Origin of the sequence: Butyrivibrio sp. M55, assembly GCF_900116865.1 — a bacterium.
In the GTDB taxonomy this organism is placed as follows: Bacteria; Bacillota; Clostridia; order Lachnospirales; family Lachnospiraceae; genus Butyrivibrio.
Window position 1 is genome coordinate 44,226 of record NZ_FPCD01000014.1, and the last position, 19,614, is coordinate 63,839.

Below are 19,614 nucleotides of genomic sequence, written 5' to 3' on the forward strand. Positions count from 1 at the left end.
ACGTTACTTTCTTATGCGGACATTTTCGTTATTATTTTTTATACCCCTCAACAACTTTTTTAACCGCGGTAATAACATCATCCACGTCGCTGTCAGTCATAAGAGGATAAAGAGGTATGCTCATCATTCCGTTGTAGAGCTTTTCAGCCTCAGGGCAAAGACCTTTCTTGTACCCTTTCTTCTCATAGAACGGGAAGTAATATACAGGCACGTAGTGAACCTGCGGCTGAACATTCTCTGCAGAAAGAGCATCAAAGAACTCTCTTCTTGTGCACTTAAGCTTGTTAAGATCAAGCTGTATCACATACAGGTGCCTTGTCGTATCAGACTCAGGAATCTCCTTCTGTACGATTATCTCAGGCACATCCTTAAATGCTTCATTGTACTTATTTACTATCTCTTTTCTTCTGTCCGAGAATTTCTGCAATTTATCAAGCTGGCTTATCAAAAGAGCCGACTGAATATCAGTAAGTCTGTAGTTAAAGCCAAGCTCCTGCATCTCGTAGTACCAAGCGCCGTCAGATTCATGCACAAGGTCATCCGGATTTCTTACGATTCCGTGCTGCGATGCAAGCCTAAGTTTCTTATATAATTCAGGGTCATTTGTTGTAATTGCTCCGCCCTCGCCCGATGTTACAGTCTTAACGGGATGGAAGCTAAAGCAGGTCATATCGCCTATAGAGCCTACAGGCTGTCCATTATACTTTGTTCCGATTGCATGAGCCGCATCTGTTATAAGAATAAGTCCGTGCTTGTCGCAGATTTTCTGAATTCTGTCATACTCGACAGACTGTCCCGTATAAGCAACCGCAACCACTGCCTTAGTCTTATCAGTTATATGAGCCTCTATGCTGTCGGGGTCTATGTTATATGTCTCGGGATCGATATCTGCAAACACAGGTGTTGCGCCCACATAAACCGCGCAGTTTGCAGAAGCCGCAAATGTGATGGGTGATGTTATTACTTCATCTCCTTCACCAAGTCCTGCCGCAAGGCACGCACAGTGAAGTGCCGCTGTTCCGTTACTTACCGCCACCGCATATTTTGCTTTCGTAACTTCGCAGAGTTTTTTCTCAAGTGCCGCAACGCGCGGACCGCATGTTATCAGGTCATCTGTAAGCGCTTCAGCCACAGCCTTCACATCATCTTCATCTATCCACTGTTTTCCGTAATATAATTTTTCTTTTCTTACCGGAGTTCCTCCGTTTATCGCAAGTTTCTCCATTATGTTCCTTCTTTCTGAAATTACACTTTAACCCTATTATAATACCATGTTTTGCACAAAAGAAAACAGACGAAAAACCGTAGCTTCCCGTCTGCGATCAATTATCTGTTATACTTGTTACTTCGCCTTAATATCAGAGGTCGAAACATCCGTTGTCACTTCCGTTTACAACGAAATATCCCATCTTCTCTTCGGGCTTAACGTAAATGTTGAGGTCCTTAATGTCTTTTTTTCCATAGGCTTTCTTAGCCTTTGAAACAAGCTGATCATCGGTAATCGTCAGATCTGAGTACTGAATTTCTACCTTAGTTTTGATACTTGTAGCCGCCATTTTATTCCCTCCCTCAATATAAAAGTGTTCTTAATTACGTTTATTTTACACCCTATATAACAAAAAGAAAATACGAAAGGCTACATACTTTTACATAATATGGCACATACAATCGCGATGAGCGCCAATATTGCCCCAAATATCCTCATCCATTTATAAGTCTCGGGCTCATCCTCACTGTTCTTATTGAGCTCGCCGTGAGTAAAAACGATAACGCCGGCGATAAAGGTAAGCGCCGCAAAAACCGCAAATAGCTTGTTCATTACAACCTCCGGAAGATTTATTTATTATTCGCAAGATGCTCCGCAATCTTTTCTTTTATGATCTTTTCAACCATGGCCGCAATCTCGTGACTGCGCATGTCCTTGTATTCGTCATAATAGATTGGATCAAGGTAATAGACATATGTTGTGACAGGCCCGACGTGATCGCTGTTGTACACTTTATACGAATCAACAAGCGCCACGGGCACAATCGGAACTTTCGCCATCAGTGCAACCTTAAAACTTCCCGCTTTGAAAGTCTCCACAACATTGCCGTTGTTTTCCTTATATCCGCCTTCCGGAAAAAGAATGAACTTCCTGCCCTGCTTAAGTTCTTCCGCCATCTCGTTAAAAACAGTTATTGTATGCCTCGGATCGTTAAGCTCAATCGTCTTACCTTCAACGAGCCTTAGAAACTCCGAGACCAATATCAGATGCGATCTCTTTTCATCCATCACAAATGAAATCGGCCTCTTATGAGTATTAAAAATTCCAAGTACGTCGTACTTACCCTGATGATTCGGATAGAGCATGTACCCGCCTTCTTTCGGCAGGTTCTCGTATCCGTAAGCAATAGTCTTGTACCCCGATGACTTATTCGACCAAGTGACCATCTCGTTCGCAAGAGCATATCGCTCTTCCGCAGAATGTCTCTCGATATGCCTAAGCCATATATTTGACTTAATAAGATAAAAAATAATTCTGTGAATATTGATTATGATTGTGTGATAAAAATTCCGCATCAGTGTGTTTTCTTTTCCTGTTAATTTTTAAAACGAGATCTTTTACCAAATTCCATGAATTACTGCACTGTATCTTATATCATGATACTTATTCTATCACATAATCTTATTTTTCAACCTTACTTTTTACTTTAATCAAATATACCGCTCCTCCGCTAACAGACAACGCTGCCACAGCAGCAAGAGCATAAGCAAAGAATGATAAGCTGTTTTTAGCCGCATTCTTTTTATGAGGATTCTCTTTTTTCTGACCGAGGATATCTTCTGTCTCGACAGGAACTTCCTTGGTTGATACGAGGACTCCTCCGATTGCGAGAGTCTCCTTGTTGCCTGCGTAGTCCTGCGCAATAACGGTAACGGACTGTCTCTCCTCCGACTCATTAAGAGTGATGGTCTCTACGCCGCCGACTCCTTCAAGTTCTTCGCCGGTGCATGACTTAACGATCTGGCCGTCCTTGTAGATGGTGAGATTCTCAACACCCATGTTGTCTGTTACGTCAACGTTGAAGTCAAGCGAATCCTGCTTGTAAACGCCGCCCTCTTCAAGTCCTGCGGTAACAATTCCGGGAGCCGTCATATCAACCGCGAAGGTAATCTCGGCATCTCTCGACTTGTTATCCTGGATGTTTGTCGCTTTGTCCTTACTGTAAACCGTTACGGAGTAAATTCCGTCCGTTCCAAAGTTCTTTTTACCAATTGTGTAAGTATATGTCTTCCATGAAGTATCGCTTCCCTGGCGGCTTACGGAATAGTCCTTGCCGTTTACGAGCTCTCTGATACTTCCGTCGCGGCTTATCGAAACATCTTTCTGCGTGAGCTCATCGATGTTGATCTCAGTTATCGTGATGTCTTTGGGCTGGTTAATGTAATATTTCTCATTGAACTTTCTGGCCACATCGCCGACAACAAATACCGAACCGTGACGGTTAACGGAAAAGACAAGTTCGTCCTTGGTCTGATTTCCCGCCATATCGCAAACTGTCGCCTCGAGCACGTACAGATCGTCCATGCTCTTGTCATGCGCAAAATCGCTGTATGAAACTGCAAAGCCGTTCTCTATCTGCTTTACGCTGCTTCCGACATTTACAGGTCCGTTGTTTGCGCCCTTCAAAGTAACCTTGGAAGCCTGAATGTCAATATACTTATCGCCATAAACCACAGTAGGTGCAACCTCGCCGTTGTTTGCCGAGAAGTTCTCAACTCCTGAGAAGTTAACTTCGGGAGCTGTCTTATCAATAATGAATATATCCGACATGTACTCGGTTGCCGTGTTACCCGCAAGGTCTTTACACTTAATGATATATCCGTATGTTCCGTCTTCGCTGAATGAAATCTGCGAAACGTTCCTGTCATCCGAAGATGAAAATCCATTGAATGCCGGCATTGTGCCCAAGTCACTCACAGGCTGAGGTGCCAGTTCAACAAGTTTGTCGTCAAAAGACATCTCTTTGATATTTACATTTGCGATTCGTGTATCCTTGTAATACTTGCCGTTTCCGGGAGTTAAGCTGTTATATGAAACATTTATCTCAGGCGCGGTGCGGTCAATTACGAACTCTGCCTCAGAAACCTCATTTGAGCTGTTTCCCGCCTTATCCTTACAGTTAAACTTGAGCGTATACTTTCCGTCCTGCTCAAAGCTTACCGTGCGTGTATATACATTAACTGCAGTGTTTGCCCAGCTACTTGCTGATGCTTTTCCAACCTGCTCATCAATTGCAAGCTTCGCTTCATCTTCGTTAAAAGAAAAATCTGTAACCGTGATGGTTGCTGTTCTTGCCTTGTCATAATATTTATCATTATGAGGATCGTTCTCGTCAAACGTAAGTGTAACTTCAGGAACCGTAGTATCTACCCCAAACTTGTTTCCTTCAGCGCTGTCATGGTTCTTTGACATATCATACGCTTCAACCGAAACCTGGTAGAAACCGTCGCCGTCAGTTGTAAATGTTATGACATGCTCATCGTCGCCAAGGTCTCCGCTCCAGTTATTAAGCGGCTCAACACCAACTTCTCCGCCTGCCACATCAATTTTTTTCACACGGACAAAAGAACTTGTTTTATCAAGCCATTTGTCATCTACCTTTACAGTAATCTGAACGTTTGAAGGATAGTACTTGTTTCCGTCTGCCGAAGGAGCTTCTTTATCATATGTAATCTCAATCTTGGGGGCCACCTTATCAACAACTATCTCTGTACTTGTCTCAGAACTTGTCTGTCCGAGTGTATCGCTTGCAGTTGTCTCAATCTTGTATGCACCGTCGTTTTCGAGAAGGAAATTGTATATGCGCTTGCTAAGTTCAACGCTGTCTTTTTCATTGTAGGAAGGAACTATATACTTAACCGATCCGTCTTCGTTTCTGAACTTAATTGAATCAACGTCAAGATCGATATCTTCGATAGTTACTTTACCGCGAGCGCTGCTTCCAAAGTAAAGTCTGTTTTCATCCTGCGCAACCTGACCGTCAATATCATAAACGATAGTAGGTGCTGTTCTGTCTATAATAAATCTTGTCTGCCCTAACTCTTTGATGCCCTCAGCATGATCTGCAACATTATCTACAAAGTCGCATATGCTGAGCACCTGAACATTATAATCGTCTATGTTAAGTTCGCCTGTTGATTTTATCTTTTCCTCGAACACATAATACTCATCTGTACTCTTAGAAGCGTTAATGTCACTGATTGTCTTGGTTACTTCCTTTTTTTCACCGTCATAATTAACTTCGTAAGTTATGCCCTTAAAGCCGCTGACTCTCTTAGCATCCGTTGCACCGTCGCAGTTCCTCGGAACCTTAATAAGAACTGTTATATCGCTGTTAGCCGCAAACCATCCGCGCATGAAATCACGGAAAAATTTGCCAAATGAAGTGAGGTTGATCTCGTTCTCATCACCGTCAATAACAATCTCCGCTGAAGGAGCTGTGTTGTCGATTCTTACAGTCTTCGTGGCAACGTGTTTGTATATGTCTATGTCATTACCGTTTTCGTCTTTCTCGCTGTCGCCGTAAAAATGGCAGCTTACTTCATAAATCTTTTCGCCTTCTTCTACAGGTATATTAACTGTTGCGCTGAAAGCGTGCTTTCCGTCTGAGTTTTTATCATTTGAAAAACTGCGATGTATCTGAGATTCATTGACAGGAATTTCAGACGTATTTCCGCTCTCGTCTGTTTTCTTTATCTTTACCGACTCTATCTCTCTGACTGTTTTCTTCTCAGTTATATTCTCAGTCTTAATCGTCATTCCAAATGTAGTTCCGTTAAACTGCTGCCACTCTCCTTCTTTATCGATAGTGCTAACAGATAAGTTGCTCTCCTCGTTTGCAGGGTAATAGCACATTGTAGGGAGAGAATCAAAGAGATCTGACATTGCATCATCATCATTATTATTAGGAATGGATGCTTCGTTGCCCCACTGATCTTTTGCGATTACTTTTTTGATTGAATAATTGCCAGCTTCACTTGGTGACCAGGTATAGATGTCGTTATCATTCTCGCTCTTAGTCATTTGGTGCTTAGCACCTTTAGAATCAACCGCAAACACCTCGTTTTCGTCAACGTCTGACTTTTCATCCGTTACCTTTACTGTAAATACCAGCTCAGCGCCATCTGATGAAGCTATAACACTTTTTCCGTCGCTTCCTTCATATTGAACCGCTTGAACTGCATTTTCTCTAATGTTTACAGAAGGAGCCTCAATGGAAGGGCCTTCGGCGTCGATCTTTGTTACTGTGGCTGAGAATGTGTAATCTCTACTAAGTTCTGCCTGTTCATTGCTTACGCCATTACTTTCGCCATTATCATCTGTGCTGTTTCCGTCATTATCATTATTACCTGTGCCGTTTACATCATTACCGTTGCTGTTGTTATCATCGTTATTATTTTCGTCATTATTATTGGTGTCGTTTTCATCACCATTGGTGTTATCGTTATTGTTTTCGTCATTATCTTCGCTATCATCACCAAAACTAATACCTTCGTATGAACATGTGATAGTTTTTTCTTCAGTATTTATAGTGCCGCCTGAAACATCATCCAGCTTGTAATTGTCGGCAAGTGTATAATTAAAAACAATTTCTCTTGACTGACTTTTTTCTGACACGTCAAAAGAATATGTGTAACCATCGATTTTTTGACCATCTAAATAGAGTATAAAGTCACCCTCGGCTCCATTCTCTATGTTAAATGATATGTTCACTTTGCATTTTTTTTCTATGGAAGTTGACTTAGATTTTTTGCCACTCGAACCATTCTGATTAGGCACTCCATTTTTGGCTTTTGCCAAAAAATCAAGTGAAGAAGGAGCATCAGTACCAACACCAGTCATAGATGTCAGAATATTTCGAGCTACACCTTTGGTTTTTGCTCCGTCCTGACTTCCTAAAACTTTTGGTTCTTCATTGTCCGCCCCTACAACTTCTTTACCATTCTGTTCTGTTAAACCGGTAGCGCCTCCCCCATTCTGCTTTGGTAAATCGTCGGCATCATCAACCTTTGGTTCTGAAGGGCCGTCCAATTTTTCACCTTCCTGCTCTGGTTGGTTGCTAGAACCTGACTTGTCTTGTCCTGTTCCGGGCTCACTATTCTGCTCAACAACTAATCCAGTGCGCCCCCCTCCATCAACTAATTCAGGACCATTTTTAGTACTTACTGGTTCTGTTTCTATATTTTGTTTTTCCTCTGTGGGATTTGCAGACATTTCGAGTTCATCTGCATAAGACGTGATTGTGGCATAATTGCCGAATAAAAGAACTGGTACCATCATAACCGGAAGCACTTTTTTCGCAATAGCCTTGACTTTGGTGTACATCATACTTCTCCTCCAAGATATTTCCAGACTTTAAATGCTTTTCCCCAAAAGCATGCGGGCTTTTTCGCCCAGCACCGTTAATAGTACCGCAGTTCCGCGCTATTGACAATATATTTTCATACGAAAAAACAAATGTGAAATTATTTTTTCCAAACAAAAAAGCAGTCGTTAAACTGCTTTTTTGTTTGTTATTTATTTTGTTATTTTATTTCTTCATCCTAATAAGCCAGATTGCTCCGCCGCCGACTGACAATGTTGCGATTGCTGCAATTGCAAATACAAAGTATGACATGCTGTTTGCAGGGCTGGGTACATTTCCGGGCTTCGGTCCGGGCTCGGGATCCAAAGCAGTCTTATTATCATCAATTACTTCCTGCTTAGTTGTTACGAGTATTCCGCCAATTGCCATTGTTTCCTTATTACCTGCAAGATCCTCGGCAATAACTGTGATCTCCTGTACCTTATCGGCTTCCTTAAGTGTAAGGCTTCTTACTCCGCCTTTTTCCTCAAGCTCTTCTCCTGTGCAAGAATCAATTTCTTCTCCGTTATTGCAGATAGAAAGCTTTGATACGCCCATGTTATCTGTTACGTTGACGTTGAAGTCCAGTGATTCCTGTTTGTATACTCCGCCTTGTTCAATTCCTGCGGCAACAATTCCGGGTGCGGTCATATCAATTGCAAATGATACTTCTGCATCTCTTGATTTGTTATCCTGTACGTTTGTAGCTTTATCTTTACTATATACGGTTAATGCATAAACACCGTCTTCATTGAAGTTGTTCTTGGAAATTGTGTATGTGTATGTCTTCCAAGATGTTTCATTTCCCTGCTGCTTAACTGAGAAATCTTTTCCCTTTCTGAGGTCCTTGATATCTCCGTCGCGGCTTATTGAAACGTTCTTCTGTGTGAGCTCATCGATGTTGATCTCTGTGATCGTGATATCCTTGGGCTCATTTATGTAGTACTTCTCGTTGAACTTCTTTGCAACATCACCGATTACGAATACCGAACCGTGACGGTTAACTGAGAACACAAGCTTGTCCTTGGTCTCGTTTCCTGCCTTGTCGCGAACTGTTGCTTCAAGTACATACAGGTCATCCATCTTCTTATCATGTGAGAAGTCGCTGTATGAAACTGAGAAGCCGTTCTCAATAGGCTTAATTGCACATTCTACGTTTACTCCACCGTTGTTTGCACCCTTAAGAGCAACCTTAGAAGCATCTATATCAATGTACTTATCTCCATAAACTACCGAAGGTGCTACTACACCGTTGTTCGCTGAGTAGTTCTCAACTCCTGAGAATGTTACTTCAGGTGCTGTCTTGTCGATAATGAATACATCAGATGTGAATTCTTTTGATGTATTACCTGCAAGGTCTGTGCACTTGATAACGTAGCCGTATGTTCCATCCTCACTGAATGAGATATGTGAAACGTTGTTGAAGTTGTTTGAAGCAAATCCTGCAAGTGCCGGTACCGATGAAACATCAGGAATTGACTGAGGTGTAACTTCAACGAGCTTGTCTGCAAAAGACATTTCCTTAATGTCTACGTTTGCAACTCTTGTATCCTTGTAGAACTTCTCGTTTCCAACAGCTATTTTGTTGTATGTAACATTTATTTCAGGTGATGTGCGGTCAATTACGAATTCTTTTTCATAAACATTCTTTGACTCATTTCCTGCTCTGTCTTTGCAAAGGAAATTGAAGCTGTAGAATCCGTCTTCCGCAAACTTAATTGTACGTGTGTATGTGTTAAGGCCTGTGTTTGCCCATCCGTCTACTTCTGCACCGCCAACCTTCTGGTCGATATCAAGTGTTTCTCCCTCGTTGTAGAAAGAGAAGTCTGTAACTGTGAGAGTAGCTGTTCTGGGCTTGTTGTAGTACTTGTCATTCTGAGGATCGTTCTCATCAAATGTAAGTGTTACCTCAGGTACTGTAGTATCTACGCCAAACTTGTTTCCTTCTGCGCTTTCGTGGTTCTCGGACATATCATATGCTTCAACTGAGATCTGATACATTCCGTCGCCGTCAGTTGTAAATGTGATCTGATGGCTCTCATCTCCAAGGTCTCCGCTCCAGTCATTAAGAGGTGCATGACCTACTTCTGCGCCTGAAACATCAAGCTTTTTGATGTATACAAATGACTTAGTCTCATCAAGCCACTTTTCATCTACCTTTACGGTTACCTGCACGTTCTGTGCATAGTACTTGCTTCCGTCTGCCGAAGGAGCTTCTTTATCATAAGAAATCTCAATCTTGGGAGCTGTTGTATCAACAACCATCTCATTACTGAGCGCTGTATTTTCCTGATCGAGTGTATCCTTGGCATATGTCTCGATCTTGTATGTTCCGTCGCCTTCAAGTCTGAAATCGTAAACAGCCTTATGCTTTCCGTCGCTCTCTTTTTCATTATAAGAAGGAATAGCATACTTGAAGTTTTCTCCGGAACCTTCTGTAAACTTGATAGAATCAATATCAAGATCCATATCTTCGATTGTTACAGTACCGCGAGCATTGCCACCAAAGTACATTCTGTTCTCGTCCTGTGCAACCATTCCGTCAACATCGTAAACAATGGTAGGTGCAGACTTATCGATAACGAATGAACCTGTTCCGCCTTCAACGTGATCTGCCACGTTTCCTGCATAGTCTCTGATGCTTACTACTTCTACATCGTATTTGCACTCTGACAATCCGCCGTATGAGCGAACTCTTTCTTCAAATACATAATATTCTTTATCGCTCTTGCCGCTTGCGTCGTTAATTGTCTTTTCTCTTCTCTGACCGTTTACGTTATAAACAATTCCATAGAATCCACTGGTCTTCTTATCTTTTGTCTCGCCATCGCAGTTCTTTGGAACCTTGATAAGGACATTTATATCTTTGTTTGAAGCGAACCATCCGAATCTGTCATACAGACGAAGGAATCTCTCAAAAGGTGTGAGCTTCTCTTCTTCACCGTCTACTTTGATTTCTGCAGAAGGTGCTGTGTTATCGATTCTTACTGTCTTCTTCGCAATTGTCTTTGCCTCTTTGTCTCCGTAGAAAAGACATTTTACTTCATATTCTTTTTCGCCTTCTTTTACAGGAAGCGGAATATTTGCTCTGAATGTATATCTTCCGCCATAGTTGCTTCTTGAGATATCTACCTTTGTTGATACATCGGATACTGTGATCTCCTGAACCTCACGGTTGGATATACCTGTTACTTCAAGCATGAAGTTTGATTCATTATGTGCTGCAAGTGAATACCAGTCTTCAGTCTTTGTATTTACTCTGAAATCCTTCTCTTCATCTGAAGCATAGTAGCAGATAAGAGGAATATCTCCCACTCCGCTCTCTGACTTATTTCCAAGCTTATCCTTAGCAATTACCTTTACAATCTTGTAATTTCCGTAATTTGAAGGAGACCATGAATATGAACCGTCATCTCCTGACATTTCACGCTGTGTGCCATATGAATCTACGGCATAAACCTTATCAACGCCCGATCCCTCGTCAGTAACTTTTACTGTGAAAGCAGGCTTTGACTTGTCTGAACCTGCAACTACCGCTTCTCCGTTGCTCCCTGTGTAATCTGCATCTCCCTTTGCTCCGGGCTCTGAGATTGCAGGAGCGTCTTTATCTGTCACATCAACTTTACCTGTGAACTTGAACTTATTCTCACCGTCCTTCAGGTCTTCCAATTTGCATGTGATGGTATGTTCCTTTGCATCTACAGTGAACTCGTCACCAGAAACAAAATACAGTTCATAAAAACTTGCAATAGAATAGCTGAAAACAACCTCAGCAGAGTCCTCTTCCGCCTTAACATCGAAAGAATATGATCTGCCTATGTCGTTTTTATCTTCAGCAGAGATCTTCAATCCGCTATTGCCTTTGTTCTGTATATCGAAATTTATTGTAACCTTTTTATCTTTTTTCTTAACAGGCTTTTTGTCTGTATCTTCCTTGTTTTCAGTCTCTTCAGGTGTGGTCTCCTGCTTGTTCTCAAGTACGTCGTCTACGTTCTTTACAGGTTCTACCACATCCGGTGTGCTTTCATCAGACTTAGAGCTATCTTCCTTCTTATCGCTTTTCTTGTCGCTCTCGTCCGACTCTTTGCTCTTATCAGTCTTGGAGTCAGTTGTCTCTGTGGTTTTCTTGTCTTCTGAAGCCTTAGTCTCTGTAGCTTTCTCTTCTTTAGACTTATCTTCTTTTGCCTTTTCTTCCTTAGATTTGTCCTCTTTGGCTTTTTCCTCTTTGGAGTTATCTTCTTTGGCTTTTTCTTCAGCAGCTTTCTCTTCTTTAGCCTTATCTTCCTTGGCTTTTTCCTCAGCAGCTTTCTCTTCCTTAGCCTTATCTTCCTTGCTTGTTTCCTCCGAAGCCTTATCCTCAGACTTCTTCTCTTCAGTAGCCTTCTCCTCCACTGCCTTCTCCTGAGCAGTTACTTCCTCAGCATAAGCCGTGATTGTGGCATAGTTTCCGAACAAAAGAATCGGTATCAACATTACCGGAAGCATTCTTTTCGCCATAGACCTTAATTTGACCTTCTTCATACTTTCCTCCAAGCTATCCCAGACTTTTCTCATGCTTTTCCCTAAGCATTTGTAATCAAGCTGTTAATGAATTGTTATTGAATGTTAATTCAGCTTCGCTAATATTACATCTTTTTTTTGATAATAGCAATAGATTTTCTGCTAAAAATATCGAAAATCGCATTAAATTTTTCAATTAAAAAAAGTGGCCTTTTTAGCCACTTTTTAAGTATGTATTCTTTCGGATAAATTAATCGGATATTCTATTTATTCCCGCTTAAAAACTCCTTAATTTTTACCGCAACATTTGCAGGAATCCCCGGAACTTCAGAAATTTCCTCAGCTGAAGCATTTCTTATGTCTTCTATGGACTTAAAATGCTTCATCAGCGCCTTCCTTCTCGACGGACCAATTCCCGGGATGTCATCAAGCGAGCTTTTAACCTGCGCTTTACTGCGCAGCGACCTGTGATACTCGATAGCAAATCTATGCGCCTCATCCTGTATCCTTGTGATAAGTTTGAAGCCCTCCGATCTGGTATCTATCGGAAGCTCGACATTGTTATAATAAAGCCCTCTGGTTCTGTGATTGTCATCCTTCACCATTCCGCACACAGGGATGTTGATTCCAAGTTCATCGAGAACTTTCAGACAGATATTGACCTGTCCTCTTCCTCCGTCCATCAGTATCAGGTCGGGGAACTTGGTAAAGCTTCCGTATCTTGCATCAATCTCCCTTACTTCGAGATCTTTCTTTTCTTCGATTCCATGAAGAAGCCTTCTTGTCAGCACTTCGTGCATGCACGCATAGTCATCGGGACCTGAAACCGATTGAATCCTAAACTTCCTGTAGTCGCTCTTCTTGGGCTTTCCCTTTTCGTAAACTACCATGGAACCTACATTTGCAAAGCCGCTTATATTGGAAATGTCATACGCCTCCATTCGGCTGATATCCTTAAGTCCAAGGAGCTTTTCTATCTCTTTTACAGCGCCGATGGTTCTACCCTCTTCGCGTTTTATCCTCTCTTTATCCTTGGACAAAATAAGCCTTGCGTTCTGAGCCGCAAGTTCCATGAGTTTTTCTTTTTGTCCTCTTTCGGGAACGGTTATGTAGACTCTGCTACTTTTCCTCTCACTGAGCCACTCCTGGATTATCTCCATATCCTCAATGGGTTCAGGAAGCACCAATTCTCTGGGAATAAAAGGTGTTCCCGCATAAAACTGCTTCACGAAATTGAGAAGGATTTCTTTTTCCGGATTTTCTGACACATGAGTCATATAGAAGTGTTCTCTTCCGATCAGTCTTCCGTCCCTTACGAAAAAGACCTGTACCACCGCATCGTTCTCGTCTGAAGCTATAGCGATTATGTCTTTGTCTTCCATTGACGAGTCTGTCATTTTTTGTTTCTGGGCAACGACTCTGACACTCGAAAGAAGATCTCTGTATTTTGCAGCGGATTCAAAATCAAGTTCTTCCGAAGCATCATTCATCTTCTGCTCAAGCTCTTTTATAATAAGCCCGTAGTTTCCGTTTAAAAATTCAAGCGCCTTGTCAACGCGTTCTCTGTACTCTTCCTTGGTAATATCGCCTGTACAGGGACCGCTGCACTGCTTCATGTGGTAATTAAGGCATGGTCTGTCCAGCCCTATGTCCCTTGGAAGAACCCTGTTACATGTCCTAAGGCCATAGAGTTTGTTTATAAGATCGATCGTATCCTTTACGGCCGCAGCACTCGTAAATGGGCCGAAGTATCTCGATCTGTCTTTTTTCATCAGTCTGGAAAAAAGAACTCTCGGATAATCCTCCGAGACTGTCACTTTAATATAGGGGTATGTCTTGTCATCTTTTAGAAGGGTATTATACCTGGGACAATGCTCTTTGATGAGATTATTCTCAAGAACGAGGGCTTCGAGCTCAGAATCCGTCACGATATACTCAAAGCGGGCAATCTGCTCGACCATTCTGTCTATCTGCGGTCCTCTTCCGATATTGGCTCGAAAATAAGACCTGACACGGTTGTGCAAGTTAACCGCTTTCCCAACGTACATTATGGTGTCGTTTGAATCACGCATAATGTATACGCCGGGTTTGTTCGGAAGTTTCTTTAATTCTTCTTTGACGTCAAAATCACTCATCGCCTCTGTTAACTATTTCTCTTTCAACAACAAATTCTGAATCTTTTATTGCGTTTAATACTGTTGTTGCGTATTCTTCGCTACTCTCAAGCACCGTTGTACCTTCTCTCTGCATGGTACCTGTAGGTGCAAGGACAACTGTTCCGTCTTCATCGGAAATCTCCATCGCAGCAACTCTAGCAAGACCTTCCGATGTATTCCATGAAAGCTTAGCCTTGTTGTTGCTTCCGTAAACATCTGCATGGACGCTTCCGGCTTCCGCTGATTTCCTTAAGTTCTCTATTCTTTTTCTGGCCTCGGTTCCCGTAAGCACGGCTATATAATGCCTTATATCAAGCTTAATCCACATTACTATGGCAAGCACAAGCATTATAAACGCCACACCCGCAGATATGAGCGCCATAAGATTGTATAATTCTATATCGTTCATTTTTTACCCATTCTTCTTTTTGCCTGCAGCGGTTTCAAGCGCATCCTTTGCAAGCGCTAAATTTCTCTGGTCTTCGCTGACAAGTTCTCTGGTTCTGTCTGTAAGCTCGTAGTTGCTGACGATATAATCAATGCTTCTGAGTAAGAGGGTTATCTCATCATTAATTTCCTCATATGTTACTCCATCTTTCAAAAACTTATCCGCACTGTTATATACCTGACTTGCTATCTCCTTATAGATGATAAGCGCCGTTGTTTCATTATCAACAGCTGCGATATCGCCGTCAGCAATCGCCACAAGGTCACCCCAGAATTCTTTGTAACTAACTACTTTATCGCCTGTCTTAGTTGAATTACCTATCACGTTGTAATAACCGGCAATCTTTCCGAGACGCTTCGCTCTTTCCTGCTGCGCAGTTGATAGCTTATTGTTTTCTGCAGCAATCTCAAGCCACTTGATTGCCATCTGCTTATTGCCTTCTTCCTTATAACAATAATAATATGCAATTCCAAGCTTATAAGCTATCTCTGCATAAGCATCTTTATTCTTTGCAAGAGCTTCTTCAACAGTTCCCTCTTTTGTGGGAGTAATGAGTATCGACCTTAACTGCTTATCTTCTTCCTCAGAGAAGTTATCATCAATAAGGAAAAAATTATCCAAAAGATCTATATACGCATCCTTATTCTCAGGCTGCATCGCAATGGCCTTCGCATACATCTCAACGGATGTAAGGTTATCTGCAGCACCCTTTGCTTCTGTTATGTAATGCGTATAATTCTCTTTCTGTATCGTATTTGCCTTAACCTTGAATGATACCGCAGATGAAAGGAATACGACGAAAAGAGCTACCACTGCGGCAAAAAGCGCGATACTGATCTTTGCTGTCTTCTTATATCCTCTGTCGAGCTCCTTGTAATTCTGGAGATCGTACATAACTTCCGCACAGGAGTTATATCTGTCATCCGGGTTATTCTGAACACATTTCGCGATAATATACTCAAGTCCGGGTGAAAGCTGCGGGTTCCAATATCTTATGGGATACAGCTCAAACGGAGGCTCTCCGGGATTGTGGCCTGTTACAAGATGATACATTGTCGTTCCTAGGCAATAGATATCTGTTCTCGCATCCGTCTGTCCCATTCCGCCGAACTGCTCGGGAGCGGCATATCCTCTGGTTCCGAGGTATGATGTATCTCCCGTATTTGCTTCTTTATATTCTCTGGCTGTTCCGAAATCAATAAGTGTAATTGTTCCGTTTGGACGGAGCATGATATTTCCGGGCTTCAAATCTCTGTATATAATAGGAGGCTTTCTGGTGTGAAGATATCCAAGTACATCACAAAGCTGTATGCCCCACTCAATTACGTATTCCTGCGGCTGAGGTCCGAGAAGTCTGAGCGCTTTTTCCAAAGTGTTTCCTTCGATGTAATCCATTACGATAAGGAATCTTCCGTCCTCTTCAATAACATCCACTATACTGGGAAGATAGGGATGTGAGAGCTCTTTTAACAGATCGGTCTCTGTAATAAGGCTCTGACGCACAACACGGTAGTTGGTTACTGCGTCTTTTCTGACCTCTTTAATTGCCCACTGCTTGTTCGCACGCTCATTCATAGCCAGGTAAACGGTACTCATACCACCCTGACCAATAATATTCAGTACTTTATACTTGCCGCCGACAATGCTTCCAATTTCTAACATATGTTTCCCTTAATCTATGGCAATATGGATTGCGGAAATGTTATCTGTCTCGCCTCTTTCCTTCAAAAGATCAACCATATTGTCCAATTCCTTCTTCATTTCTTCCTCAGATAAAGCTCTGCTCTTCGTGAATTTACTAATTATTTCTCCTTCGGAAAGTTTCCTCCAGAATCCATCCGAGCACATAAGTATCGATGTACCGGGGTTAACCCTGCCTCGTACAAACTGAGGCACAACTATATCCGACGCACCTACGCACTGCAAAAGAATACTTTTCTGCGGGCTCTTCTCTGCCTCTTCCTCAGTCATAAGCCCCTTGTCTATCATATCCTGCACTACGCTCTGATCGTGTGTTAAAAGAGTCATCTTATTTTTTTCAACGCTGTAAACTCTTGAGTCTCCGACATTCATGATAAGATAGTCGCCTGCAACTTCTATAAACGCAACTATCGTCGTTCCGAGCCTGCATCTGTTCTCATCACCATATCTTAATATATTCATATTGATGTCTCTTACAAGTGACATCCAGTGGCGCTCAACTTCTGTCATTATATCCGGCTTCTCCACCGTATCAAGGCGCTCTGTCGAGTTTTCTCTCGTAAGTGCCCTCGGAAGGTCCGTAACAAACCAATGTGCAAAGCCTTCGATTGCTGTCGCACTTGCAACTTCTCCGTGGGAAAGTCCTCCCATTCCGTCACACAAGACTCCCATCACTATCCTTCCGTATGCGGAAGTACTGGCAACTTTCACCATCGTGGCGTCCTGATTGACCTGTTTGACTATTCCTTTATCTGTACTTATACAAATTTTATAATTCATTCCTGCTCTACCTTATGTTCTCTGTGTCTGTATTACCGCGAAAAATCGCCATTTCGTAATTACAGCACTGACTACAGCGCATTAACATTATAATATACCGATGATAATACGACAATCCGTTAATGCAAAAACCCCCGCTATCTGCATTTTTGCCGTTATACAGGCGCAAAACCAAAAAGCGGGGGAATTATTATTTACTTATTGTCAAAATTGTCCGGAACGTGTGAAAATCTTCCGCCCGAAGTATTATCTTCGGAAGTTGTTACGCTCTTTTCCTCAGTCTTTTCTTCAGTTGCAGGCGCAATCTGCTCCTCTGTTTCCTTGGGAGCTTCTGCCTTTTCTGCTTCTTTTGAAGCCTCGGAATCATTGTCTTCTTTCTTGTTTTCCCTCAAAGGAATATTCTCACCGATCTTGGCAGACTCGGGTCTTACAGCGTAGATACGCTTTTTCTTTGATTCCTCTGCCTCTTCCTCTGTGGGTTCAGGGATGCCTTCAACTTCCCTGTATATCTTCATGAATTCTTTTCCTGTTATTGTCTCTTTCTCAATAAGGAACTCAGCAATCTTGTCGATTGTATTAAGGTGCTCGCTGAGAATCTTCTTGGACTTCTCATAACATTCTGCAAGAAGTGCCTTAACTTCCTCATCAATAAGTGTTGCAGTCTCATCACTGCACTGAAGAACTCTGTTTCCGTCAAGATATCTGTTCTGGATGGATTCAAGCTGCATAAGTCCGAATCTGTCACTCATACCGTAGAGTGTGATCATATTCCTTGCAGTAGCTGTAGCATCCTCAATATCCTGCATAGCACCGGTTGTTACCGTGTTAAATATAAGTTCCTCAGCCGCACGTCCGCCGAGCGAAACAATGAGCTGCTCCATGAGTTCATCTTTTGTTCTTAAATGGTTCTCATCCTCAGGAAGACGGAGAACATATCCAAGTGAGCCCTTTGTTCTGGGAACTATGGTAATCTTCTGTACAGGCTCTGTATTTGAAAGAATAGCGCTCACAAGAGCATGACCAACTTCATGGTAGCTTACAAGCTTACGCTCTTCTTTGCTGAGGATTGAGTCTTTCTTTTCTTTTCCTGCGATAACCTGCTCAAAGGCTTCCATGAGGTCTTTCTGGCATACAAATTCTCTTCCGGACTTAACCGCATTGATGGCAGCCTCGTTGATCATGTTTGCAAGATCCGATCCTACCGCTCCACCTGTTGCAAGAGCAAGTTCTTTAAGATCAACGGTCTCATCCATCTTAACGTCCTTGGAATGAACCTTTAAGATTTCTTCTCTTCCCTTAAGGTCGGGCTTATCAACGATGATTCTTCTATCGAAACGTCCGGGTCTCAAAAGAGCTTTATCAAGAATCTCGGGTCTGTTTGTTGCTCCGAGGATAAGTACACCCTTTGATGAATCAAATCCATCCATCTCAGAAAGGAGCTGGTTAAGTGTCTGCTCTCTCTCTTCATTTCCGCCGCCGTATTTATTGTCACGGCTTCTTCCGATGGCATCGATCTCATCTATGAAAATGATACAAGGCGCATTTTTGCTTGCCTCGCTAAAAAGGTCTCTTACACGGCTTGCACCGACACCGACATAAAGCTCGATGAAGTCTGAACCTGCAAGTGAGTAGAAAGGAACGTGTGCCTCGCCCGCAACTGCCTTGGCAAGAAGTGTCTTACCTGTTCCGGGAGGTCCCACAAGAAGAGCACCCTTGGGAAGCTTAGCTCCGATCTTGGCGTATTTTGCAGGATTGTGAAGGAAATCAACGACTTCCACAAGTGACTCTTTTGCCTCGTCCTCACCTGCAACATCCTTAAATGTTACGCCCGTTTCTTTCTGAACATAAACCTTGGCATTGCTCTTACCTACTCCGAGAGGGCCGCCGCCTCTTCCCATTCTTCTGAAAATCACTGAAAGAATGAGCCAGAATATAAGTACAGGTGCAACGTACTGGAGAATGAATGAAACGATAAGTCCCGCATTATCGGGAACCTCGCTGCTTACTTCAACTCCCGCATCAAGCATTCTCTTTGTAAGGTCGCTGTCATCTTCTGCCTTACCTGTAAAGTAAGTAATCTGGTCCACACCTGCCCAATATGCATATCTAAGGCCTGTCTGGTCCTTGTTTTCCTCTTCCTTGGGATAAATGTTTATCCTGTCGTATTCGATAACTATTTTCTCAACTTTTCCCTCATCAACCATGCTGATAAACTCGGTATAAGATATCTCTTTGTTGGTCTCTGAAGAAAATGCTCTGAGAAAATATGTCATGCAGACCATTGTAATAAGGGCTGCTACAAGTAACAAAATAATATTTTGTCTTCTTGGTGAATTAGATCCACCGCCCCCCATGGGGTTGTTATTTCTCTGATTTTGATTGTTATCCATTCTATTTATTCCTTATATCTATATGCTATACTATTGTAGTAATAATGTTTCAGTCGACATTATTTTCTGAAAAGTCGACAGCATGTGGGCTTTTGCCCTCACATTTAACCATTATATAGTGTACAATTTATTATTTCAATTGTTGATTCTGAAAGTTTTATTAAATTATTTCCACTTATGTATAGATTTTACTCCGGCGAAATTATATAATAATAACTTGTTTTGTTATTAAAATTTTTATCTCGTCA

11 protein-coding genes are annotated in these 19,614 nt (G+C 42.1%); all 11 read right to left on the reverse strand.

Features of this window, described 5'->3' with window-relative positions; genetic code table 11:
• Positions 1–31: 31 nt before the first annotated feature.
• Positions 32–1,225, reverse strand: coding sequence for a UDP-4-amino-4,6-dideoxy-N-acetyl-beta-L-altrosamine transaminase (gene pseC, locus BM398_RS13285; RefSeq protein WP_092338184.1), 1,194 nt, complete (start codon positions 1,223–1,225; stop codon positions 32–34).
• A 133-nt stretch (positions 1,226–1,358) separates the two neighbouring features.
• Positions 1,359–1,556, reverse strand: a complete 198-nt coding sequence (locus tag BM398_RS13290) for a DUF6465 family protein (protein WP_026655872.1) — start codon at positions 1,554–1,556, stop codon at positions 1,359–1,361.
• Positions 1,557–1,636: 80 nt separating this feature from the next.
• On the reverse strand, positions 1,637–1,819 hold the full coding sequence (locus BM398_RS13295) for a hypothetical protein (RefSeq protein WP_026655873.1): 183 nt from the start codon (positions 1,817–1,819) through the stop codon (positions 1,637–1,639).
• A gap of 17 nt (positions 1,820–1,836) precedes the next feature.
• A complete protein-coding gene (locus tag BM398_RS13300; protein ID WP_092338186.1) occupies positions 1,837–2,562 on the reverse strand; it encodes a lysophospholipid acyltransferase family protein in 726 nt (241 codons plus the stop codon).
• A gap of 106 nt (positions 2,563–2,668) precedes the next feature.
• A complete protein-coding gene (locus BM398_RS13305; RefSeq protein ID WP_092338188.1) occupies positions 2,669–7,375 on the reverse strand; it encodes a hypothetical protein in 4,707 nt (1,568 codons plus the stop codon).
• 202 nt (positions 7,376–7,577) lie between these two features.
• Positions 7,578–11,912 carry an Ig-like domain-containing protein gene (locus BM398_RS13310; protein ID WP_092338190.1) on the reverse strand — a complete coding sequence of 1,445 codons (4,335 nt, stop codon included), beginning with the start codon at positions 11,910–11,912 and terminating at the stop codon, positions 7,578–7,580.
• Positions 11,913–12,154: 242 nt separating this feature from the next.
• Positions 12,155–14,026: an excinuclease ABC subunit UvrC gene (gene uvrC / locus BM398_RS13315; RefSeq protein WP_092338192.1), complete on the reverse strand. Its 1,872-nt coding sequence runs from the start codon at positions 14,024–14,026 to the stop codon at positions 12,155–12,157.
• Complete coding sequence (locus tag BM398_RS13320) at positions 14,019–14,456, reverse strand: hypothetical protein (RefSeq protein ID WP_092338194.1); 438 nt, start codon at positions 14,454–14,456, stop codon at positions 14,019–14,021. Before BM398_RS13320 ends, uvrC begins: the two co-directional genes overlap by 8 nt.
• Before the next feature lie 3 nt (positions 14,457–14,459).
• On the reverse strand, positions 14,460–16,157 hold the full coding sequence (locus tag BM398_RS13325; protein WP_092338196.1) for a serine/threonine protein kinase: 1,698 nt from the start codon (positions 16,155–16,157) through the stop codon (positions 14,460–14,462).
• Between the two features lie 9 nt (positions 16,158–16,166).
• Positions 16,167–16,976, reverse strand: a complete 810-nt coding sequence (locus BM398_RS13330; protein ID WP_092338198.1) for a PP2C family protein-serine/threonine phosphatase — start codon at positions 16,974–16,976, stop codon at positions 16,167–16,169.
• 194 nt (positions 16,977–17,170) lie between these two features.
• A complete protein-coding gene (gene ftsH, locus BM398_RS13335) occupies positions 17,171–19,366 on the reverse strand; it encodes an ATP-dependent zinc metalloprotease FtsH (protein ID WP_092338200.1) in 2,196 nt (731 codons plus the stop codon).
• Positions 19,367–19,614 lie beyond the last annotated feature (248 nt).